General features: G+C 64.0%; 16 protein-coding genes. 4 read left to right on the forward strand and 12 right to left on the reverse strand.

Annotated elements, in window-relative coordinates; translation table 11 throughout:
* Window positions 1–3 precede the first annotated feature (3 nt).
* Both AC1DLO_RS08755 and AC1DLO_RS08760 read right to left on the reverse strand, forming a co-directional pair.
* Window positions 4–969, reverse strand: a complete 966-nt coding sequence (locus tag AC1DLO_RS08755) for a carbohydrate ABC transporter permease (protein WP_476889237.1) — start codon at window positions 967–969, stop codon at window positions 4–6.
* A gap of 80 nt (window positions 970–1,049) precedes the next feature.
* On the reverse strand, window positions 1,050–2,087 hold the full coding sequence (locus tag AC1DLO_RS08760) for an ABC transporter permease (RefSeq protein WP_476889238.1): 1,038 nt from the start codon (window positions 2,085–2,087) through the stop codon (window positions 1,050–1,052).
* Window positions 2,088–2,441: 354 nt separating this feature from the next.
* Here AC1DLO_RS08760 and AC1DLO_RS08765 point away from each other — a divergent pair, with 354 nt between their 5' ends.
* The gene (locus tag AC1DLO_RS08765; protein WP_476889288.1) at window positions 2,442–3,941 is read left to right on the forward strand and encodes an arylsulfatase; all 1,500 of its coding nucleotides are present in this window, start codon (window positions 2,442–2,444) and stop codon (window positions 3,939–3,941) included.
* Here the strand turns inward: AC1DLO_RS08765 and AC1DLO_RS08770 are convergent.
* The 5 genes from AC1DLO_RS08770 to AC1DLO_RS08790 form a co-directional block, all read right to left on the reverse strand.
* Window positions 3,938–4,534: a DUF5666 domain-containing protein gene (locus AC1DLO_RS08770; RefSeq protein ID WP_476889239.1), complete on the reverse strand. Its 597-nt coding sequence runs from the start codon at window positions 4,532–4,534 to the stop codon at window positions 3,938–3,940. The genes AC1DLO_RS08765 and AC1DLO_RS08770 overlap by 4 nt on opposite strands.
* Before the next feature lie 190 nt (window positions 4,535–4,724).
* Window positions 4,725–6,233 (reverse strand): Asp-tRNA(Asn)/Glu-tRNA(Gln) amidotransferase subunit GatB, encoded by a 1,509-nt coding sequence (gene gatB, locus AC1DLO_RS08775; protein WP_476889240.1) that lies wholly within the window; start codon window positions 6,231–6,233, stop codon window positions 4,725–4,727.
* Window positions 6,233–7,789, reverse strand: coding sequence for an Asp-tRNA(Asn)/Glu-tRNA(Gln) amidotransferase subunit GatA (gene gatA, locus AC1DLO_RS08780; protein WP_476889241.1), 1,557 nt, complete (start codon window positions 7,787–7,789; stop codon window positions 6,233–6,235). The genes gatB and gatA overlap by 1 nt, the downstream gene beginning before the upstream one ends.
* Window positions 7,790–7,793: 4 nt before the next feature.
* Complete coding sequence (gene gatC, locus AC1DLO_RS08785) at window positions 7,794–8,090, reverse strand: Asp-tRNA(Asn)/Glu-tRNA(Gln) amidotransferase subunit GatC (protein WP_184736130.1); 297 nt, start codon at window positions 8,088–8,090, stop codon at window positions 7,794–7,796.
* Between the two features lie 146 nt (window positions 8,091–8,236).
* Window positions 8,237–9,706: a CitMHS family transporter gene (locus tag AC1DLO_RS08790; RefSeq protein WP_476889242.1), complete on the reverse strand. Its 1,470-nt coding sequence runs from the start codon at window positions 9,704–9,706 to the stop codon at window positions 8,237–8,239.
* Window positions 9,707–9,932: 226 nt separating this feature from the next.
* Between AC1DLO_RS08790 and AC1DLO_RS08795 the strand changes: the two genes are divergently transcribed.
* The gene (locus AC1DLO_RS08795; protein ID WP_476889243.1) at window positions 9,933–11,735 is read left to right on the forward strand and encodes a sensor histidine kinase; all 1,803 of its coding nucleotides are present in this window, start codon (window positions 9,933–9,935) and stop codon (window positions 11,733–11,735) included.
* Window positions 11,732–12,406 carry a response regulator gene (locus tag AC1DLO_RS08800; RefSeq protein ID WP_476889244.1) on the forward strand — a complete coding sequence of 225 codons (675 nt, stop codon included), beginning with the start codon at window positions 11,732–11,734 and terminating at the stop codon, window positions 12,404–12,406. Before AC1DLO_RS08795 ends, AC1DLO_RS08800 begins: the two co-directional genes overlap by 4 nt.
* Window positions 12,407–12,464: 58 nt before the next feature.
* Here AC1DLO_RS08800 and AC1DLO_RS08805 read toward each other — a convergent pair whose 3' ends face one another.
* On the reverse strand, window positions 12,465–12,845 hold the full coding sequence (locus AC1DLO_RS08805) for a RidA family protein (protein ID WP_184736138.1): 381 nt from the start codon (window positions 12,843–12,845) through the stop codon (window positions 12,465–12,467).
* Window positions 12,846–12,904: 59 nt separating this feature from the next.
* Entirely contained in the window at window positions 12,905–13,417 is a 513-nt protein-coding gene (locus tag AC1DLO_RS08810) for a GNAT family N-acetyltransferase (RefSeq protein ID WP_184736140.1), read from the reverse strand.
* Between the two features lie 388 nt (window positions 13,418–13,805).
* On the opposite strand from AC1DLO_RS08810, the gene AC1DLO_RS08815 reads away from it, so the two are divergent.
* Entirely contained in the window at window positions 13,806–15,161 is a 1,356-nt protein-coding gene (locus AC1DLO_RS08815) for an LLM class flavin-dependent oxidoreductase (RefSeq protein WP_476889245.1), read from the forward strand.
* Window positions 15,162–15,387: 226 nt separating this feature from the next.
* Here AC1DLO_RS08815 and AC1DLO_RS08820 read toward each other — a convergent pair whose 3' ends face one another.
* The 3 genes from AC1DLO_RS08820 to AC1DLO_RS08830 are packed head-to-tail and all read right to left on the reverse strand — an operon-like array spanning window position 15,388 to window position 19,112.
* Window positions 15,388–16,215 carry an inositol monophosphatase family protein gene (locus AC1DLO_RS08820; RefSeq protein WP_476889246.1) on the reverse strand — a complete coding sequence of 276 codons (828 nt, stop codon included), beginning with the start codon at window positions 16,213–16,215 and terminating at the stop codon, window positions 15,388–15,390.
* Window positions 16,212–18,452 carry an NAD-dependent DNA ligase LigA gene (ligA, locus tag AC1DLO_RS08825; protein ID WP_476889247.1) on the reverse strand — a complete coding sequence of 747 codons (2,241 nt, stop codon included), beginning with the start codon at window positions 18,450–18,452 and terminating at the stop codon, window positions 16,212–16,214. Before ligA ends, AC1DLO_RS08820 begins: the two co-directional genes overlap by 4 nt.
* 57 nt (window positions 18,453–18,509) lie before the next feature.
* On the reverse strand, window positions 18,510–19,112 hold the full coding sequence (locus tag AC1DLO_RS08830; protein WP_476889248.1) for a hypothetical protein: 603 nt from the start codon (window positions 19,110–19,112) through the stop codon (window positions 18,510–18,512).
* Window positions 19,113–19,226 lie beyond the last annotated feature (114 nt).

Below are 19,226 nucleotides of genomic sequence, written 5' to 3' on the forward strand. Positions count from 1 at the left end.
GCGTTAGCCCTTGACTGCGCCGGTAATGACGCCCTTGGCGAAGTGCTTCTGCAGGAATGGGTAGACCATGAGGATGGGGACCAGGGCCACTACCACTACGGCCATCTGGATGGATTGCGGCGGCGGCGCGGTGGTGATTCCCAGCTGGTCGGCGGCGCCGCTGCCCTGCACGACGAAGTTCCGCAGAAGCAGCTGGATGGGCCATTTGCTGTGATCGTTGATGTAGAGCAGGGCGTTGAAGAATGAGTTCCAGAAACCCACCGCGTAGAACAGCCCGACGACGGCGATCACGGCCTTGGAGAGCGGCATCACGATGCGCCACAGGATTTGCCAGTCGGTGGCGCCGTCGATCCGTGCGCTCTCGATCAGTTCACCGGGGATGTTCATGAAGAAGGACCTCATGACCACGAAGTTGAAAGCCCCGAAGATGCCGGGCAGGATCAGGGACCACAAGGAATCCAAGAGGTTCAGTTGGCGGATCATCAGGAACGACGGGATGAGACCGGGGGCAAAGAGCAGGGTGAACAGCACTCCGAGGATCACCGGACGGCCAAACAGCACCGTACGGCTGGTGGCATAGGCCATGGTGATGGTGACGAAGAGGGCCAAGACCGTGCCGATGGCGGTGACAAACAAGGACACCCCGAGGGACTGGATGACCATGGGGCCTTTGAAGATGGTGATGTAGGCGTCCAGCGTTGGCCGTTCGGGCCAGAGGACAAATCCACCTGCCCGCATGAGCTGATCGTTGTCCGCCAGGGAGGTGGACACGACCAACAGGATGGGCGTCAGGATGGAGACGCTGAAGACAATCAGGACCAGCGCCTTGATGGTTTGGTAGAGAGGCGACGGCCGCTCTTTCCAGACGGGCCGTTTGGGGTTGTAACTCAGTTCCTTGACCTTGCGGACGACCTTGCGGGTGGCCTTGCGGGAGGCAGGGGTCTTTCTGGCGGGCAGTGTGGTTGCCATGGTGTTCTCCTTGTGCGAATTCCGGACGGGGTGAGGCGGCCCGGCGGGCATGCCGGCAGGGCCGGGCGGGCTGGCCCGGGCTAGCCGACCTTCTTCGCAAAAATTCCGTCTTCGCCGAAGCGATGGGCAAGTTTGTTGGCGGCATAGATCAGCAGTGCGCTGACCACTCCCTTGGCGAGGCCGGCGGCGGCACCGGTACTCCATCCGCCGCCGATGACGCCGGTGTAGTACGTGAAGGTGTCCAGGACTTCCGCTGCTCCGGCCCCGACTGCGTCGCGTTGGAGAATGAACTGCTCGAAGCCCACCGAGAGGATGTCGCCGATACGGAGGATGAGCAGGAGGACGATGACAGGACGGAGCCCGGGGAGCGTGATGTGCCACATGCGACGCCAACGGCCTGCCCCGTCGGCCGCTGCTGCCTCGTACAGCGATGCATCGATGCTGGCGAGTGCAGCGAGGAAGATGATCATGGCCCAACCGGCGTCCTTCCAGATCATCTGGGCAACCACGAGGACAGGGAAGGACTCAGGATTGGTCATGAACGGCACGGCCTCCATACCGAACTGCCGCAAGGTGTTGTTCACAAACCCCGCTCCGCCAAGCATTTGCTGGAAGAAAGCGATGACCAGCACCCAGGACAGGAAGTGCGGCAGGTAGGCGATGCTCTGGAACACCTTCCGTACCCGGGCGCTCACCAGTGAATCCACGATCAATGCCAACACCAGCGGCACCGGGAAGAGGAAGACCAGTTGCCAGGCGGCCAGGTACAGGGTGTTCCAGAACGCGTGGACGAAGTCCGGGTTGCCGAACAGGTCCACGAAGTTCTGCCAACCTACCCACAGGCTGTCGCCGATGCCGAGATAGGGCTGGTAGTCCTGGAACGCGATCACGTTGCCCAGGATGGGAACGTAAAAGAACAACAGCAGGAACGCGATGCCCGGGAGCATCATCAGGAGCATCTGCTTGTCGCGTCGCAGCCGGGACTTAAACGATTGCGCGGTAGGAACGGGAGCCTTGCTCCGCCTCAGCCTGCCTCGGCTCAGCCGCTTCCCTTCGGCATGGGCCGGGACGCGGTCTGCCTCCGGCAGCGCCGGGGCTTCTTCCGTCGTCGAGTTCATGCGTTCTCCTCGTGTTTTCGTGGCGCGTGGTCGGTTCACTGGAACCGGGGCAACGTTTCGGATGGCCATGTGATGCCTGCCACGTTCGTTAACCGTTTAACAAACCATAAGTGACGCCTGTCTCCTTTTGCAAGATCATGATTGAAACTTGATTGGAAGATCCGATTTCATCACCGGGCGCGAGGCATTGCGGCCCCTCGCGCTACACCTGCGCCGCCCGAGAGCCTGGGGTCTACGCGGCGCGCCCTTGACGAAGCGATCAAATCTGACAATAGTTGACGGAAATCAGCTAACTTAAATCAGATTCTTGCGTATACGACCAAGTAGCGTGCGCTAGAGAACCAGGAGCAAGCCATCGCCACGGGCCAACCGAACGTCATCCTGATTTGCGTCGACGAATGGCGGGGCGACTGTCTCTCCGCCGCCGGACACCCCTACGTGGAAACACCCCACCTGGACGAACTGGCCCGCCAAGGAGTTCGTTTCTCGAAGGGCTATTCCGCCACGCCCACTTGTGTTCCTGCCCGAGTTGCCCTCTTCACCGGACAATCCCAAGAACGCCATGGACGGGTCGGATACAACGATGGCGTCCCGTTCGAGGTTGCGCACCCCGTGACCATCCAGGGCGAGTTCAAGAAGGCCGGCTACCACACGCAGGCCATCGGCAAGATGCACGTGTACCCCGAGCGCTCAAGGATTGGCTTCGACGACGTCATCCTCCACGACGGCTACCTGCACCACGCCCGTACGAACTTCAAGCAGGACTTCGGATTCTTTGACGACTATGTTCCATGGCTTCGCCGCCAGCCTGGTCAGACCCCTGATGCGGAATATTTCGACCACGGCGTCAACTGCAATTCCGTGGTGGCCCGGCCCTGGGACAAGCCCGAGCAACTGCACCCGAGCCATTGGATCGGCACCCAAGCCGTGGAATGGATGTACCGGAGGGACCCCACCAAACCCTTCTTCCTCTACCTGTCCTTCCACCGGCCGCACCCGCCCTACGATCCTCCGCGATGGGCCTTCGAACAGTACCTGGACATCCCGGAGTACCAGCCGGTCGAGGGAAATTGGGAGCACCACTGGGACGAATTCCGGAAGGACGGAGACTATCAGGCAGCCTTCGGCGAGCTCCCGAACCGCACCGTCCACCGCGCCAGGGCAGGCTACTACGGACTCATGGCGCAAATCGATCTCCAAATCAACCGCATCAAGGAATCGCTGGTGGACTTCGGTCTCTACGACGACACGATCATTGCCTTCACCAGCGACCACGGCGAGATGATGGGCGATCACCATATGTTCCGGAAGGCGGTGCCCTACGAAGGTTCCGCGCGGGTTCCCTTCATCATCGCGGACGCGGCGTCCCGGAACTCGGCTCGCGCCGTCGTCGTGGACCATGTGGTGGAGCTGCGCGACATCATGCCCACCCTCTTGGACCTCGCAGGGGTGGATATTCCCGATTCAGTGGACGGCACGTCACTCGCCCCATATCTGCGGGACCCGCACCTGAGCGGCGAACCCGCCGGACCCGTGCGGGAATTCCTCCACGGCGAGCACGTCTACTTCGGGCAAAACCTGCACTGGCTCACCGACGGCAAGATGAAATACATCTGGGGCTCGGGCAAGGGCGTGGAGGAACTCTTCGATCTCGACGCCGACCCGCACGAGTGCCTCAACCTCGCCGGCCAGCCCGAGTCGGATCAGGTGTTGCAGCTTTGGCGCGCACGTATGGTGGAGACCCTCAAGGGCCGCGAGGAAGGCTTCGTGCGCGACGGCGAACTGGTGCCCGGGGCGCCTGTCACCACGATGCTCCGGCACGTGCGAGACCGGCTCGCCGCGGCCCCCTCCTAGACACTGCCCCCATAGCCCAGCCGCCGTCCGCCGCCATTGGGCGCAACCGGCAGGGTACCTGAAATGATGCGGTTGGCGGTTACTGTAGTGCCACTCTTCGTACCGGAGATTGCCACCGTGTCGCCTGCTTTCAGGTCAGTGGCCTTGATGGTTTGAAGCGATGGACGACGCCCTTGCGTGCCCGTTCCGGCTGCAGGGTACTTAACGATGGTAGTTGACGACGTGATCGCGTAACTCTGCGTGAAGCCGTCATCGCTCTTCACGGAAATGTTCGAAGCGCTGACCGACTGCACGGTGCCGCGCTGCGTCACCATGGTCGTGAACGTGCCGTCTTTGTTCTTGACAGTGAACTCACCGTGGATCCCCGGGCCTGCGAAGCCCCGTGGAAGTACCGGAAAATGCTTGGCGTTGCCGGGTGACGGGGTGGCGGGCGCCGTTGTTCCGGGCGACGCTGTGCTCGTAGGCGCCGCGCCCACGTACGAAGGGATGATCTGGCCGGCAGCCCAGACTGCGGCCACACCACCGCCGCTCAGGACGACGGCGATACCGCCGGCGATGAGGGCCTTGCGAAGCCCCGGAGTCATGGTGGACATGGCCGAATCCTCTCTCCGCTCCTCCCCGAGCCGGTAAGGGGCGGGCAGCAAAGAACTGATGACTCCATGATGAGCCCTGAAGCTGTGTTCCTGCTGTGGATCCAGACACAACTAGGTCGCAGTTGTTGTCGTTTTGACGGCTCATAACGACATTAACTGCGACCTAGTTGGGTTGGGAGGCGGTGGGGAATCAGCCCTCGACGCCGAGCTTCTCCAGGATCAGCTCCTTGACGCGGCCGGCATCGGCCTGCCCCCGGGTGGCCTTCATGACTCCGCCGACGATCGCACCGATGGCCTGAAGCTTACCGCTGCGGATCTTCTCCGCGACGTCGGGCTGGGCCGCCAGTGCGGCGTCGATCGCTTCCAGCAGCGGGCCGTCGTCGGACACGACCGCGAGGCCGCGCTTCTCGACGATCTCGGCCGGGGTGCCCTCGCCGGCGAGGACGCCGTCGAGCACCTGGGAAGCCATCTTGTTGTTGATCTTGCCGCCCTCGACGAGCTTGTTGAGCTCCACGATGGTTTCCGGCGTGACGCCGAGTTCCGAGGGATCGACGTCGGCCGTCTTGGCGCGTCCGACGATCTCGCCCATCCACCACTTACGTGCCACAGAGGCGCTGGCACCGGCGGCGATGGTCTCCTCGATGGAGTCCATGACGCCGGCGTTCACGACGTCGCGGAACTCAAGGTCCGAATAGCCCCAGTCGGCCTGGAGCCGCTTGCGGCGGGCTGCGGGCGGCTCGGGCAGCGTGGCGCGGAGTTCTTCAACCCACTCACGGGACGCGAGGACCGGAACGAGGTCCGGCTCCGGGAAGTAGCGGTAGTCGTCCGCGTCGGACTTTGCCCGGCCCGACGTCGTCGTGCGCGTGTCCTCATGCCAGTGGCGCGTTTCCTGGATGACCGGCTCACCGGAGTCCAGAACGGCGGCGTGGCGCTGGATTTCGTAACGGACGGCGTGCTCGACGGCGCGCAGCGAGTTCACGTTCTTCGTCTCCGAACGGATGCCGAAGCGTTCGCGGCCGTGCGGGCGCAGCGAGACGTTGGCATCGCAACGGACGTTGCCGCGTTCCATCTTGGCGTCGGAAACGCCGAGGTTTTTGACGATCTCGCGGACAGCGGCAACGTAGGCCTTGGCGAGTTCAGGGGCGCGGCTACCGGCGCCTTCGATCGGCTTGGTGACGATTTCCACGAGCGGAACACCGGACCGGTTGTAGTCCACCAGCGAGTAGTCGGCACCCTGGATGCGGCCCGTGGCGCCACCCATGTGGGTCAGCTTGCCGGCGTCTTCCTCCATGTGTGCACGCTCGATCTCGACGCGGAACACCGTACCGTCCGATAGCTCGATGTCCAGGTAGCCGTCGTACGCGATGGGCTCGTCATATTGGGACGTCTGGAAGTTCTTCGGGGTGTCCGGGTAGAAGTAGTTCTTCCGGGCGAAGCGGCAGGACTCGGCGATCTTGCAGTTCAGGGCAAGGCCGATCTTGATGGAGGATTCCACTGCCGTCTTGTTCACCACGGGCAGGACGCCGGGCATGCCAAGGTCCACCTCGTTGACGTTGGTGTTCGGCTCGTCCCCGAAGACGTTCGGGGCGGAGGAGAACATCTTGGTCTTGGTGTTGAGCTCCACGTGGACCTCGAAGCCAAGGACGGGATCGTACTTCTCCATGGCCTCTTCGAAGCTGAGGATGGCGTCGGTAGACATCAGTTGGAACCTCCGGCGATGGTGGAGCTGGAACCGAGAACGGGCGCACGGTCCAGCAAGGGGCCGCCCCACTTCTCTTCGAGCAAGGATTCAAGGACGGCACCCACGCGGTATAGGCGGGCGTCCTCGCGGGCAGGCGCCAGCAGCTGGATGCCTACGGGCAGGCCGTCTTCGTCAGCCAGGCCGCCCGGGAGGGACAAACCGGGAATCCCCGCCATGTTCGCCGGGATGGTGGCGACGTCGTTGAGGTACATTGCCAGCGGATCGTCCAGCTTCTCCCCCAGCTTGAAGGCAGTGGTGGGAGCCGTGGGCGAAATCAGGACGTCTGCCTGGGCGAACGCGGCGTCGAAGTCACGCTGGATGAGCGTGCGGACCTTCTGGGCCGAGCCGTAGTAGGCGTCGTAGTAGCCGGCGCTCAGGGCGTACGTGCCCAGGATGATGCGGCGCTTGACCTCGTCGCCGAAGCCTGCGGCGCGGGTAGCGGCCATGACTCGTTCGATTGTCATGGGGCCGTCCTTGGGCAGGACACGCAAGCCGTAGCGGACGCCGTCGAACTTGGCTAGGTTGCTGGAGACCTCGGACGGCATGATCAGGTAGTAGGCGCCCAGCGCGTACTTGAAGTTGGGGCAGGACACCTCGACGATTTCCGCGCCCGCCTCCTTGAGAAGCTCAAGGGACTCGTTGAAACGGTTCTCGACGCCGGCCTGGTAGCCCTCGCCGTGGAGTTCCTTGATGATGCCGATCTTCATGCCGGTGACATTGCCCGTCTTGGCTGCGGCAACAAGGGTGTCGAAGGGGTCCGTCAGCGAGGTGGAGTCGAAGGGATCGTGCCCGCCGATGACTTCCTGCAGGAGGGCCGAGTCCAGCACGGTCCGCGATACTGGGCCGATCTGGTCCAGCGAAGACGCCATGGCGATGGCGCCGTAGCGGGAAACAGCACCGTAGGTGGGCTTCATGCCAACTGTGCCGGTGACGGCGCCGGGCTGGCGGATGGATCCACCGGTGTCCGTGCCGAGCGCCAGGGGAGCTTCGAAAGCGGCGACGGCGGCCGCGGAGCCACCGCCCGAGCCACCGGGAATGCGGTCCAGGTCCCACGGGTTGCGGGTGGGGCCGTACGCCGAGTGTTCCGTGGAAGAACCCATGGCGAATTCGTCCAGGTTGGTCTTGCCCAGGATGGGCATCTTCGCCGCTCGCAGCTTCTTGATGACGGTCGCGTCGTAGGGGCTGTGCCAGCCCTCGAGGATCTTGGAACCGGCCGTGGTTGGCTGGCCGATCGTCACGATGAGGTCCTTGACGGCGATGGGTACGCCCGCGAGCTCGTGCAACGCCTCGGCTTCGGCACCACCAGCGGCGCGGATCGCGTCCACCTCGGCGGCGACGGCGAGCGCCTCTTCAGCGTTGACATGCAAAAACGCATTGACTTGCCCGTCGACGTCTGCAATGCGGTCCAGGTACGCCTGGGTAACCTCGACGGACGTGACCTCGCGCGCGGCCAGCTTGGCGGCCAGCTGCGCTGCTGACAAGCGGATGAGTTCGGAGTTGTTCAATTCAGTCATTCGCTTAGTCCTCATCCAGGATTGCCGGAACCTTGAAGCGGCCCTCGAAGGAATCAGGAGCCCCGGACAAAGCCTGCTCGGCCGTGAACGTGTGGCCCACGACGTCCTCGCGGAACACGTTGTTCAACGGAATCGGGTGGGACGTAGCCGGGACATCGTCCCCGGCGGCTTCGCTGACGGACTTCACCGAGTCCACGATGACGGCAAGCTCGCCGGCCATCCTGTCCAGCTCTTCGGCACTCATTTCAATGTGAGCCAGACGCGCAAGATGCGCGACGTCGTCACGGTTGATCGCAGCCATGGATCTCCCCTGCAAAGTTCAAATGGTTTTCCGGACTAGTCTACGTTGGTTGGACAACGAACAACGCGGGGTCACTTACGGCCCATCCGGAGATCCGGAATGGGCTGTAAGTGACCCCGCGTTGCCTGGTGCGGGTGGTTGGTTTGTTACCCGATGCCGATGGCTCCTGTCAGCATGCCTACTGCCAGCATGACGATGGAGATGACCGCTGTGCGCCACAGGACCTTTTTGTGGTGGTCGCCGAGTTCTACCTTGGCCAGGGAGACGAGGAGCAGGATCGCGGGGACCAGGGGGCTCTGCAGGTGGAAGGGCTGGCCGGTGATCGAGGCCCGGGCCATTTCTGCGCCGCTGATGCCGTAGTGCGCGGCGGTTTCGCTCAGGACCGGGAGGACACCGAAGTAGAAGGCGTCGTTGCTCATGAAGAACGTCATCGGGATGCTGAGCAGGCCGGTAATCACGCCCATGAAGGGACCCATCTCGGCGGGGATGATGTGGACCAGCCACGCGGACATTTCCTTGACCATGCCGGTGCCGTTGAGGACGCCCGTGAGGACGGCTGCGGCCATGACCATGCTGACCACGGCCACGATGGACGGCGCGTGGGCCACCAGCTGCGCGCCTTGTTCCTTGACCTTGGGGAAGTTCACCAACAGGGCGATAGCGGAGCCCACCATGAAGACGTAGGGCAGCGGCACCAGGTTGGCCACCAGCATGACCATCACTGCGACGGTCAGGCCGAGGTTGAACCAGAAGAGCTTGGGGCGCAGGGTCTTGCGGTTGGGATCGAGTGCGGTGTCGGCCAAACCGGTGTCGGCAAGGTCCACCAAGGTTTCGGTGCGTTCCAGGACGCCGACGCCGGCGCCTCCGCCGGTGCCAGGCTTAGCTGCAGTGGGGGTGAAGCCGGTACCACGCGATGACCCGGTGCCGGTACCGCCGCGGCGCGTGCCGCCGTCGAACACGTCCCCGGCGTCGGCGACATCGCCCCAGATCTCGGGAGCGGTGGCGCGGAGGCGGTTACGTTCCTGCAGGCCCAAGAGCCAGGAGAAGACAAAGACGACCACCAGGCCCGCGATGAGGGACGGGACCATCGGAACAAACACGTCGTTGACGTCGATCTTGAGGGCGGTGGCCGCGCGGGCCGTGGGGCCACCCCAAGGCAGGATGTTCATGGTGCCGTTGGCCAGGCCGGCCACACAGGTCAGGACCACGGGGCTCATCTTCAAACGGAGGTAGATAGGCAGCATCGCCGCGGTGGTGAGGATGAAGGTGGTGGAGCCGTCGCCGTCGAGCGAAACAGCGGCAGCCAGAATGGCGGTACCCAGGACCACTTTGGCGGGGTCGTTGCCCAGCTTGCGGAGAATGAACTTTACCAGCGGGTCGAATAGCCCGACGTCGATCATGAGTCCGAAATACACGATCGCGAACATCAAAAGGGCGGCCGTGGACGTCATGGACTTCATCGAATCCATCACCATGCTTCCGATGCCGAGGCCGGCACCGGCAAACAAGCCAAAAATGGTGGGAACGATGATTAGCGCCAGAACGGGCGTCAACTTCTTTGTCATGATCAGGACCATGAACACCGCAATCATTGCGAATCCAAGCAATACCAGCACAGCCGGCTCCTTACTACAGTGAACGGCATCACGTCGATGTGATGCGCGATACAGAACATATAGTGGCGACGCTCACAGCAAGGCGTTTGTGGGATTTGATGGACATACTGCTGATTGAGAGCATTTTGCTCATTGTGCTCAATGCTTCAATGGAGAGGTAGACGTAGAAATACAGCGCCGCTGCTGCCCCGCTCCAGCCGGCCAATCCCAGCCGGAAGGAGGCAAGATGCCCAGGCTTGCCCTGCGGTTCTCAACGCAGACCCTGCTCCTGCAGCTCGGCGTCGTCCTCTTGGTGGTGCTGCTTAGCGGCACCGTCCATGCGTGGCTCGTCTACGGGCGGATCGGCGCGGAGGCGGAAAACCAGGCGCTGACCTTGGCGCGCACCGTGGCCTCGGACCCCGTGATTCGATCCCAGGTCCAAGCCATCAGCAAGGAGCCGGGAACCCCGCCTCCTGCGGTGCTCGCGGCCGGACCCATCCAGGCCGCTGCCGAGGCTGCCAGGGGCCGCACCGGCGCTTTGTTCGTGGTGGTCACGGACGAGACCGGCCTGCGGCTGGCGCACCCGGACCAAGCCCGGCTTGGCGAACGGGTCAGCACGGACCCCTCGGATGCCCTGTCCGGAAAGGAAATCACCACCCGGAACACCGGGACCCTGGGACCATCCGCGGGCGCCAAGGTCCCGGTCTTCGCGCCGGATTCCGCCGCGGCTCCCGGTTCCGCGGCGACCGTGGTGGGCGAAGTCAGTGTGGGCTATTCCATGGAGTCGCTCGGCCAAAGCCTTGCCGAGGACATCGTCCCCATTGCGCTCACGGCCGCGGGCTCCCTGGTTGCCGGCGTCCTAGCGTCATTCCTCCTGCGCCGCAGATTGCAACGCCTGACGCTGGGCCTCGAACCCGAAGAAATCAGCACCCTTGTACATGACCAGATAGCCGTGCTTCAAGGCGTGGACGACGGCGTGATCGGCGTTTCCGCCGATGGGCGCATCACGGTCTTCAACGCTGCGGCAAGGCGCCTGCTGGGCATGCCGGAAGAATCTGGAACTCCCGGTTCGCCCGCCATGGCTGGCGCCACCGATGGACATGTCCTCACGGGAACCAGCTGGGAAAGGGCCGCCGTCCCGGCCCAACTGAAGGCACTCACTCAGCCGTCGGCGCACGACGCCGAAGCTGTGGAAATCGTCGCCGCCGGGCGGGTCCTCGTAGCCAATGCCCGCAAGGCGCTGCACCGCAAGGAGGATCTCGGCTGGGTGGTCATGCTCAGGGACCGCACCGAACTGCAGCAGCTGACGCGCCAGCTCGACGCCGTCGGCACCATGTCTGCCGCGCTGCGGGCCCAGCGCCACGAGTTCGCGAACCAGCTCCACACGATTGCCGGCTTCATGAGCATCGGCCAACACGGCCAGGCCAAGGACTACCTCGCCAGGATCTCCGCCACCGGCCCGCTGAAGTTTCCTGTGCAGCAGGCCGAGCTCCTGCAGGATCCCTATCTGCAGGCGTTCGTCGGCGCGAAAGGCGTGGAGGCGGATGAGCGAGGCGTGACCTTGCGTATCGGTCCCGAAACCCTGGTGCGGGGTCATGTCACCGAGCCGCAGGACGTCACCACGGTCCTTGGCAACCTGATCGACAACGCCGTCAGCGCCGCCGTCGCCGGCTCTTCGACGCAACGCTGGGTGGAGCTTGAGCTGCTTGACCAACCGGGGCCCGACGGTGGCACGCTGCACATCGTCGTCGCGGACTCCGGCGACGGTCTCGGCGAGGTCGAGCCCGAGAGGGTGTTCGTGGAAGGATTCACGACGGCGGAGCCAGCCGAAGGCGGAATCGCCAGGTCAGGCGGGCAGGGACTGGGGCTCGCGTTGGTGCGGCAGCTCGCGCGGCGTCGCGGAGGCGATGTGCGCGTCCTGGAGCCCGGCTCCCCCGGCGGTCCAGGCGCCGTCTTCATGGCAACCATGCCCGGGGTCACCGGCGCGCCGAGCGATGCCCCGCTGACCGAACATCCCACAGCAACTGAACCGAAGGAAGGACACCAATGAGCGAAGACTTCAGGGTGTTGATAGTGGATGACGACTTCCACGTCGCCAAGCTCCATGCAGCCTACGTGGATTCCGTGGCCGGCTTCCTGGCCTTGGCTCCGGTGGGATCCACGGCTCAGGCGCTGCAGACCGTGCACAGTCTCCGGCCGGACCTCGTGTTGCTGGATGTGTATCTGCCGGACGGCTCGGGCCTGGATCTCCTAGGGCAACTCGATGTGGATGCCATGATGCTGACCGCGGCCTCCGATGCCGTGTCCATCAGGACAGCCCTGCGCCGCGGAGCCTTGGCCTATCTCCTGAAACCGTTCACCGCCGAATTACTGTCGCAGCAGCTGCGTTCCTATGCCCGCTACCGGCGGATCCTCGGTCAACAGCATGCTGTGGACCAGGAGACCATCGAGCGGGCCAAACGGGCACTCATCGCCGGTGACGTGGCGCCATCGGGCAAGCCTCGTTCGGCAACCGAAGCGTCCGTGCTTGACTCCTTGGCACCGGGGGAACAATACTCCGCGGCGGAAGTGGCGGAACGGGTGGGTGTCTCACGCGCCACGGCGCAACGGTACCTGTCCTCGCTTGCCGACGACGGCGCCGTCGAGATCCAATTGCGTTACGGCACCACGGGCCGCCCGGAACACCGCTACGGCGTCCCCGCGCGAACTGGCAGCAGATGACCGTTCCAGCCGGTTTTGAGGGCATCCGCCGCCAGTTCGTGTTTACCGTTGATGGCTTTTAGGCGCTCTTCTGGGCTACCAGCTCGATCTCGACGAGCATTTCCGGGTCGAGGAACGGCAGGACGTGGACCAGGGAGAGGGTGGGGCGGATCTCGCCGAAGACCTCGCCATGCGCGCGGCCGGCGTCTTCCCACTTGCTGATGTCCGTTAGGTACAGCTTGGACTGCACGACGTCCTCGTAGGAGAACCCGGCGTCGGCCAGGACCGCTTCGAGCTTTTCGAGAATGTATTTGGTCTGCGAGTAGAAGTCGTCGCCCACAATGCCATCAGGCCCGGACGCCGCCGTGGCCGAAATGAAGAGTGTGTTGTCCACTTGGACCGCACGAGAGTATCCAAGGGTCTGTTCCCAGACCGAACCCGTGCCGAATGTCTTGCGCATGCCGCGCCTTTCTCAGTTTTCCGCACCCGGCACGATGGCCGGGAGTTTACGAGGAAACTTTATGGCTGACGGACATCCTGCCGGTAAACGAACAGCTTTATGTCGGTCCCCGGGACGAACCAATCGCGTTCGGGCTCGCGCTCGAACCCGGTCTTGGCATAGAGCGCGTTGGCGCTTTCCCACGTGGCGCCCGTGGTGAGGGAAACAGCGTTGATGCCCTCCATGGACCGGGCCTGGTCAACTACTGCCTGCACGAGTGCCCGTCCCGCTCCGGAGCGCTGCACTTCGGGGTCAACCACCAGGGTGCGCATTTCGAGCTCGTCCGGGAATCCGATGTCCGAAAAGTCGCCGCCTGCCTTGGCCGAGGTGACAGATCCGATGACTCGGCCGTCGCGCTCGGCGACGAAAACGTCGGCGTGCCGAGCACGGCCTGCCACATCGCGGAGCTTCTGCAGATACGGGTGGTCCGGGCTGCCGTAGTAGCCGGCGGTCACGTAGGAGGCCATCGTGATGCGGGCTACGGCGTCGTAGTCTTCGGGCAGGGCGGGACGGACGGAAATCTGCGAATGCACTGATCCATGGTAGTCGCGTCCGCAGTGCCGGGCGTACCAAAGCGCCGTTTCCGTGACCGAACTATCACCGGGGGCGTCAGTCTCGGTGGCGGCGCCGCGTCCGCCCGCCCGCAACGCTCCTGCAGATACACACCCCAATCCCCCAACGCTCGCTCAGATAGAAGTGCTCGCCCCCTGATACATGTGAAGGAGCGTTGAGGGAATAGCCCATATAAGTGAGCGAGCATCGCGGTCTGCTCCCGAACGTTGCTTCCCGTGGCGCCAGATTGAGTCCGGTTTCCGGCTGTGAAGCCCGGTTTCCTGCTGTTGCGGGAAGGTTTCGCAGTGCTGGCGCGGGACAGGTGTCACGTGGTTGATTGGCGGCCAGGCCACAACGAAAGGAACCCACATGAGCCCCCAGCAACGCACACTCCACCTGAACGCATTCCTCATGAGCACCGGCCATCATGAGGCGTCCTGGCGCTTGCCTGAAAGCAACCCGCGCGCCAGCACCGACATCCGGCATTACCAAAACCTTGCGCGGATCGCCGAGCGCGGCACGTTTGACTCTATCTTCTTCGCCGACTCCCCCGTGATCTTCGGCGATGTCGGACGCCGGCCCGCGGGCAAACTCGAACCGACGGTGCTGCTCACCGCAATTGCGGCTGCCACCGAAAAGATCGGCCTCATCGCCACCGCGTCGACCACCTACAACGATCCCTTCAACTTGGCCAGGCGCTTCGCCTCGGTGGACTTCGTCAGTGGCGGGAGGGCAGGTTGGAACGTGGTGACTACAGCCGGACCGGAAGCCGCACGGAACTTCGGCATCGACGATCAGCCCGCCCATGCGACCCGCTATGAACGCGCAGCCGAGTTCCTGGAGGTGGCCGCCAAGCTCTGGGACAGTTGGGAGGACGACGCCGTGCTTGCGGACAAGGAAGGCGGCATCTGGGCAGACTCAGCCAAGGTCCGGCCCATCGACCACGTCGGCAAGCACTTCCGGGTCCGCGGACCACTCAATGTGCCACGCTCTCCCCAAGGCCATCCCCTGATTGTCCAAGCGGGCTCCTCCGAGAACGGCAAAAGCCTAGCCGCCCGCTACGCCGAGGCAGTGTTCACTGCCCAGCAAACCTTGGAGGGCGCCCAAGCGTTCTACACCGATCTGAAGACCCGCACCATCGGGCTGGGCCGGACGGCCGAGAGCATCAAGATCCTGCCAGGGATTGTCCCCGTGATCGGCTCAACCCAGGACGAAGCGCTGCGCCTTGAGCGTGAACTGGATGAGCTCATCCGGCCAGAATACGCGAGGGCGGAGCTAGCCAAGACCCTCCGGGTGAAGCCCGAGGATCTGCCTCTGGATCGCCAGCTTCCAGCCGATCTTCCGGACGAGGACTCGATCGAAGGCGCCAAGAGCCGCTACACGCTCATTGTGGAGCTTGCCCGACGGGAGAAGCTCACGGTACGCCAACTGATCGGCCGGCTGGGAGGCGGCCGGGGACATCTGACTTTCGCGGGCACCCCGGAGCAAGTGGCCGACGCGATCCAACTGTGGTTCGAAAACGGCGCAGCCGATGGCTTCAATATCATGCCCGCCGTGTTGCCCTCAGGGCTCGAAGCCTTCGTTGACCAAGTGGTGCCGGTGTTGCGCAAGCGGGGTCTGTTCCGCAGGGAGTACGCCGGCAACACGCTGAGGGAACATTACGGCTTGGAGCGCCCTGCGAATCGCCTCTCCGCCGACGAGTCCCTCGTCCGAGCGGACGCTTGATGGCGGTCGGGCCTCCCGAGCGAGCGTCCCGTCAAAGGCCAACACAAGTGAGCGAGCGTCCCGCCAAAGGCCAACACAAGTGAGCGAGCGTCCCGCCAAAGACCAACACAAGTGAGCGAGCGTCCCGCCAAAGGCCAACATACGTGAGCGAGCGTCCCGCCAAAGACCAACACAAGTGAGCGAGCGTCCCGCCAAAGACCAACATACGTGGGCGAGCGTCGCAGGGTTAGAGCGGGAACTTGCCTGAGAGTTCCAGGGTTCCTGCGCAGGTCCAGGCTTCCAGGCGGTCTGCGTCAGTGGGGCCGCCGTCCAGCGGGCTGATCAACCGCGGGCGGCGGACCCAGCAACCGGCTTCTTCGGCAATCAGGGCACCCGCAGCGTAGTCGTGTTCGTTGAGCCCGCGCTCTCCGAAGGCATCGTGAGTTCCATCGGCCACGAGGCAGAGATCGAGCGCGGCAGAGCCCAAGCGACGAAGATCAGCGAAGCCTTCCATGAGGGTCCCGAGCCCGGCGAACTGCTCGGCCCTCGTGGCAGGATCGTAACTGAACCCGGAGGCCACGATCAGCCCGGTCCGGCCCAACAACGGCCCGCTCAACTGGGTACGCTGGCCTTTTTCTTCAAGCCAAGCCCCGTGCCCACGAGCGGCCGAGTAGACGCGTCCCAAGGCGGGGGCATTGACTACCCCGGCCAGCCACACGCCGTCGGCATCTGCAACGGCCACGGACGTGGCGTAGTAGACAATGTTCCGGATGAAGTTCGTGGTGCCGTCCAGCGGGTCGATGGACCACCGATAGCCGCTGGGCTGCTCCGGCCGGGTGGTGCCATGCTCTTCGCCCGTGATGGTGTCGTGCGGGCGGGCCGCGGTAATGGCTTCCCGCACTGCGTTCTCCGCGGCGACGTCGAAGGCAGTCACCCAGTCGCCGGCGTCGCCTTTGTTCACGACGCCGAGATCTCCCGCCGCGTTGCCGCTTGCCGGCCGGCGGGCAAGAACCCCAGCTCCGGCCTCAGCGGCTGCGCGGGCAACGGCGAGAAGATCCAAGACATCAGCCGTCATTCGGAAGCTTCCAATTCGGCCACAGCGACGGCTGCGTCTTCATCTTGTGCAGCACCGTCGGCCGGTTCAAGCACGCCATCGAGCAACGCTCTGAAACCATCCTCGTCCAGCACGCGGATGCCGAGCTGTTCAGCTTTGTCCAGCTTTGACCCGGCGTTTTCACCCGCAACCACGTAGCTGGTGTTCTTGGAAACCGAACCGGCGGCCTTACCGCCCCTGATGATGATGGCTTCCTTGGCCTCGTCGCGGCTCAGGGTGGGCAAGGATCCCGTCACCACAATGGTGAGGCCTTCCAGGTTTCGCTGTATGCCGGCGTCACGGTCGTCAACCATGCGGACACCGGCTGCCGCCCAGCTATCCACGATTTCCTGGTGCCAGTCCACGGCAAACCATTCCTTGAGTGCTACCGCAATGGTCGGCCCCACTCCGTCAACGTTGGCCAACTCCTCTTCAGAGGCGGCCCGGATGGCTTCCATGCTCCCAAAGGCCGTGGCCAGCGCCCGCGACGCGGTGGGGCCAACGTGCCGGATGGACAAGGCAACCAAAACGCGCCAGAGGGGTTGTGTCTTGGCTTTCTCGAGTTCCTTGAACAGTTTCTCCGTGGTGGCCGTAGGTCTTGAAGGGGTCTTCGCGGTGGCCTTGGAATAGAAATACGGCACCAGATCGAACGTTCCCGTGCCTACCCCCTTGGAGCGCTTCTCGCGGCGGATCCGGACCTCGGCGAGGTCCTCAGGCTTGAGGCTGAACAAAGCTGCCTCATTGCGCAGGGGCGGTGTTTCCGGCTCCGCGGGCTGGGTGAGAGCGATGGCAGCTTCCCAGCCCAAAGCCTCGATGTCGAAGGCGCCGCGGCTCGCGACATGGAAGACACGCTCACGCAACTGGGATGGACAGGACTTCGCGTTGGGACAGCGGATATCGACGTCGCCTTCCTTCGCCGGAGCCAGCGGCGTGTGGCAGGACGGGCATTCCGTCGGCATCACGAACTCGCGCACCGGAGGATCCTGCTGATCGCGCAGCGCAAGGACCGGCCCGACGATCTCAGGAATAACATCGCCCGCCTTGCGCAGCACCACGATGTCGCCGATCATGACGCCCTTGGCCTTGACCACATCCTGGTTGTGCAGCGTGGCCATTTCGACGGTGGAGCCGGCGACCTTGACCGGTACCATCACCCCATACGGCGTCACGCGGCCGGTGCGGCCAACGTTGACCTGGATGTCCAGCAGCTTGGTGTGGACTTCCTCCGGCGGGTATTTATAGGCGACGGCCCAACGAGGCACGCGCGAGGTGTACCCGAGGGCACGCTGGGTGGCGAAGTCGTCAATCTTGACCACGATGCCGTCGATCTCGTGGAGGAGGTCGTGCCGGTGTTCGCCGAAGTGCTTGATGAAGTCCAAGACTTCTTCGAAGGAGTCCAAGACCTTCAGGTACGGGCTGACCGGCAGGCCCCATTCCTCCAGCAGCTTGTACGTTTCGGACTGGCTGCTGGAATCGAGGCCTTCGCGGGCGCCGATGCCGTGAACGAACATCCGCAACGGACGTTTGGCCGTTTCCGCCGGGTCCTTCTGCCGCAAGGAGCCGGCCGCGGCATTGCGGGGGTTGGCCAGCGGCGCCTTGCCGGCCTCGATCAGGGCCTCGTTGAATTCAGCAAAAGCTTTGGACGGAATAAAGACTTCGCCCCGGATTTCCACCTCGGACGGAAAGCCACTTCCGCTGAGCTGGCGCGGGATCTCCTTGATGGTGAGCACGTTGTGGGTGATGTCCTCGCCCGTGGTGCCGTCCCCGCGCGTGGCGGCCCGAACCAGTTTGCCATCGCGGTAGAGCAGGTTCACTGCCAAGCCGTCGATCTTCAGCTCAGTCAGCCATGCAATGCGGGTAGCCGCCGTGCCCAGCTTCTCGACCGAAGCCTCGGCCTTGCGGACCCACGCTTCGAGCTCGTCCAGCGAGAACACATCCTCCAAGCTGTACATCCGCTGAAGATGCTCGACGGCCGCGAACGCGGCCGACACTTCGCCGCCCACTTCCTGCGTGGGGGAATCGTTGGAGACGAGCTCGGGATGCAGGGCCTCGAGTTCCTCAAGGCGGCGGTACAGGGAGTCGAACTCGGCATCCGAGACCGTTGGCGCATCTTCCTGGTAGTACGCATAACGGTACTTGCGGACCAGGTCTGCCAGGTTTTCGTACTCTTCCCGCACGGATTCGGCCGGAACTGCGGTTTCGCTCTCTGCTGTGCTCACGTACCTATCTTGCCGTAAATCACCGACAATTTAGGGCCGTTCCAAGACAAGGAACTGTCAGTGCGAGAACCGGTTCCGGCTCCACAAAGCGAAGGCTATGCCGCCCGCCGCCACCAAAAGCACACCGCCCATGATGGCAATCACGCCGAACATGTCCGACCCCGGCCCTTTGGCGCCGCTCACCGCAGCCGCCTGGGTGGCCTTGAGCCCGTCCTGGATAGGAGTATCCCAATTGGACGACGCCGACGGCGAGGCGCTGCTCGCCGTCGGGCTTGCCGAGGCGGTTGCGGAGCTTGAGGCTGCAGGAGCGTCCGACGGCGTCACGCTGGGTTCCGGTGCCACGGTGACCTCGACCGTGGGGACCGGCGCCGGGGCGGGAGCCGCGGGGGCGGGTTGAACCGGGACGACGGGTGCCGGTGGGGCCGGCTTGCTAGGCGCTGGCGTCGACTTGGCGGGCGCAGGAGTTGCGCTCGGTGGGGCTACGGGCTGTTGTCCGCACGTTTCCTGCGTGGGCAGGCAAACGGTCTCGGCGTGGGCCGAAAGCAAAGGGAAAGCGCACATCACCATGGCCATGGCAATGCCCGCGAGGGCCACGGAGAACGGGCGTCGCACGGCGGCGCGGGTCGCGCCGCCAGAGCGCGCGGAGGAGCGTTGGGTCATGTTTACCTCTGCAGGACGGCACAGGCCGCCCGGAGTTGGGGTGGTATTGACCGGAATCTTCCTACAAAGTCCGGGCGTGTCGCAAATCCCGTTCCCTAAAACCCTTGCCGGCCC

The organism is Arthrobacter sp. 01T419 (assembly GCF_056398865.1).

Excerpts from the sequence above, each read along its gene's own strand:
- AC1DLO_RS08830 (WP_476889248.1), bottom strand. The coding sequence starts at position 19,112 with ATGACCCAACGCTCCTCCGCGCGCTCTGGCGGCGCGACCCGCGCCGCC.
- AC1DLO_RS08755 (WP_476889237.1), bottom strand. The coding sequence starts at position 969 with ATGGCAACCACACTGCCCGCCAGAAAGACCCCTGCCTCCCGCAAGGCC.
- AC1DLO_RS08795 (WP_476889243.1), top strand. The coding sequence starts at position 9,933 with ATGCCCAGGCTTGCCCTGCGGTTCTCAACGCAGACCCTGCTCCTGCAG.
- gatB (WP_476889240.1), bottom strand. The coding sequence starts at position 6,233 with ATGTCTACCGACGCCATCCTCAGCTTCGAAGAGGCCATGGAGAAGTAC.
- gatA (WP_476889241.1), bottom strand. The coding sequence starts at position 7,789 with ATGACTGAATTGAACAACTCCGAACTCATCCGCTTGTCAGCAGCGCAG.
- AC1DLO_RS08820 (WP_476889246.1), bottom strand. The coding sequence starts at position 16,215 with ATGACGGCTGATGTCTTGGATCTTCTCGCCGTTGCCCGCGCAGCCGCT.
- gatC (WP_184736130.1), bottom strand. The coding sequence starts at position 8,090 with ATGGCTGCGATCAACCGTGACGACGTCGCGCATCTTGCGCGTCTGGCT.
- AC1DLO_RS08800 (WP_476889244.1), top strand. The coding sequence starts at position 11,732 with ATGAGCGAAGACTTCAGGGTGTTGATAGTGGATGACGACTTCCACGTC.
- AC1DLO_RS08815 (WP_476889245.1), top strand. The coding sequence starts at position 13,806 with ATGAGCCCCCAGCAACGCACACTCCACCTGAACGCATTCCTCATGAGC.
- AC1DLO_RS08760 (WP_476889238.1), bottom strand. The coding sequence starts at position 2,087 with ATGAACTCGACGACGGAAGAAGCCCCGGCGCTGCCGGAGGCAGACCGC.
- AC1DLO_RS08770 (WP_476889239.1), bottom strand. The coding sequence starts at position 4,534 with ATGTCCACCATGACTCCGGGGCTTCGCAAGGCCCTCATCGCCGGCGGT.
- AC1DLO_RS08805 (WP_184736138.1), bottom strand. The coding sequence starts at position 12,845 with ATGCGCAAGACATTCGGCACGGGTTCGGTCTGGGAACAGACCCTTGGA.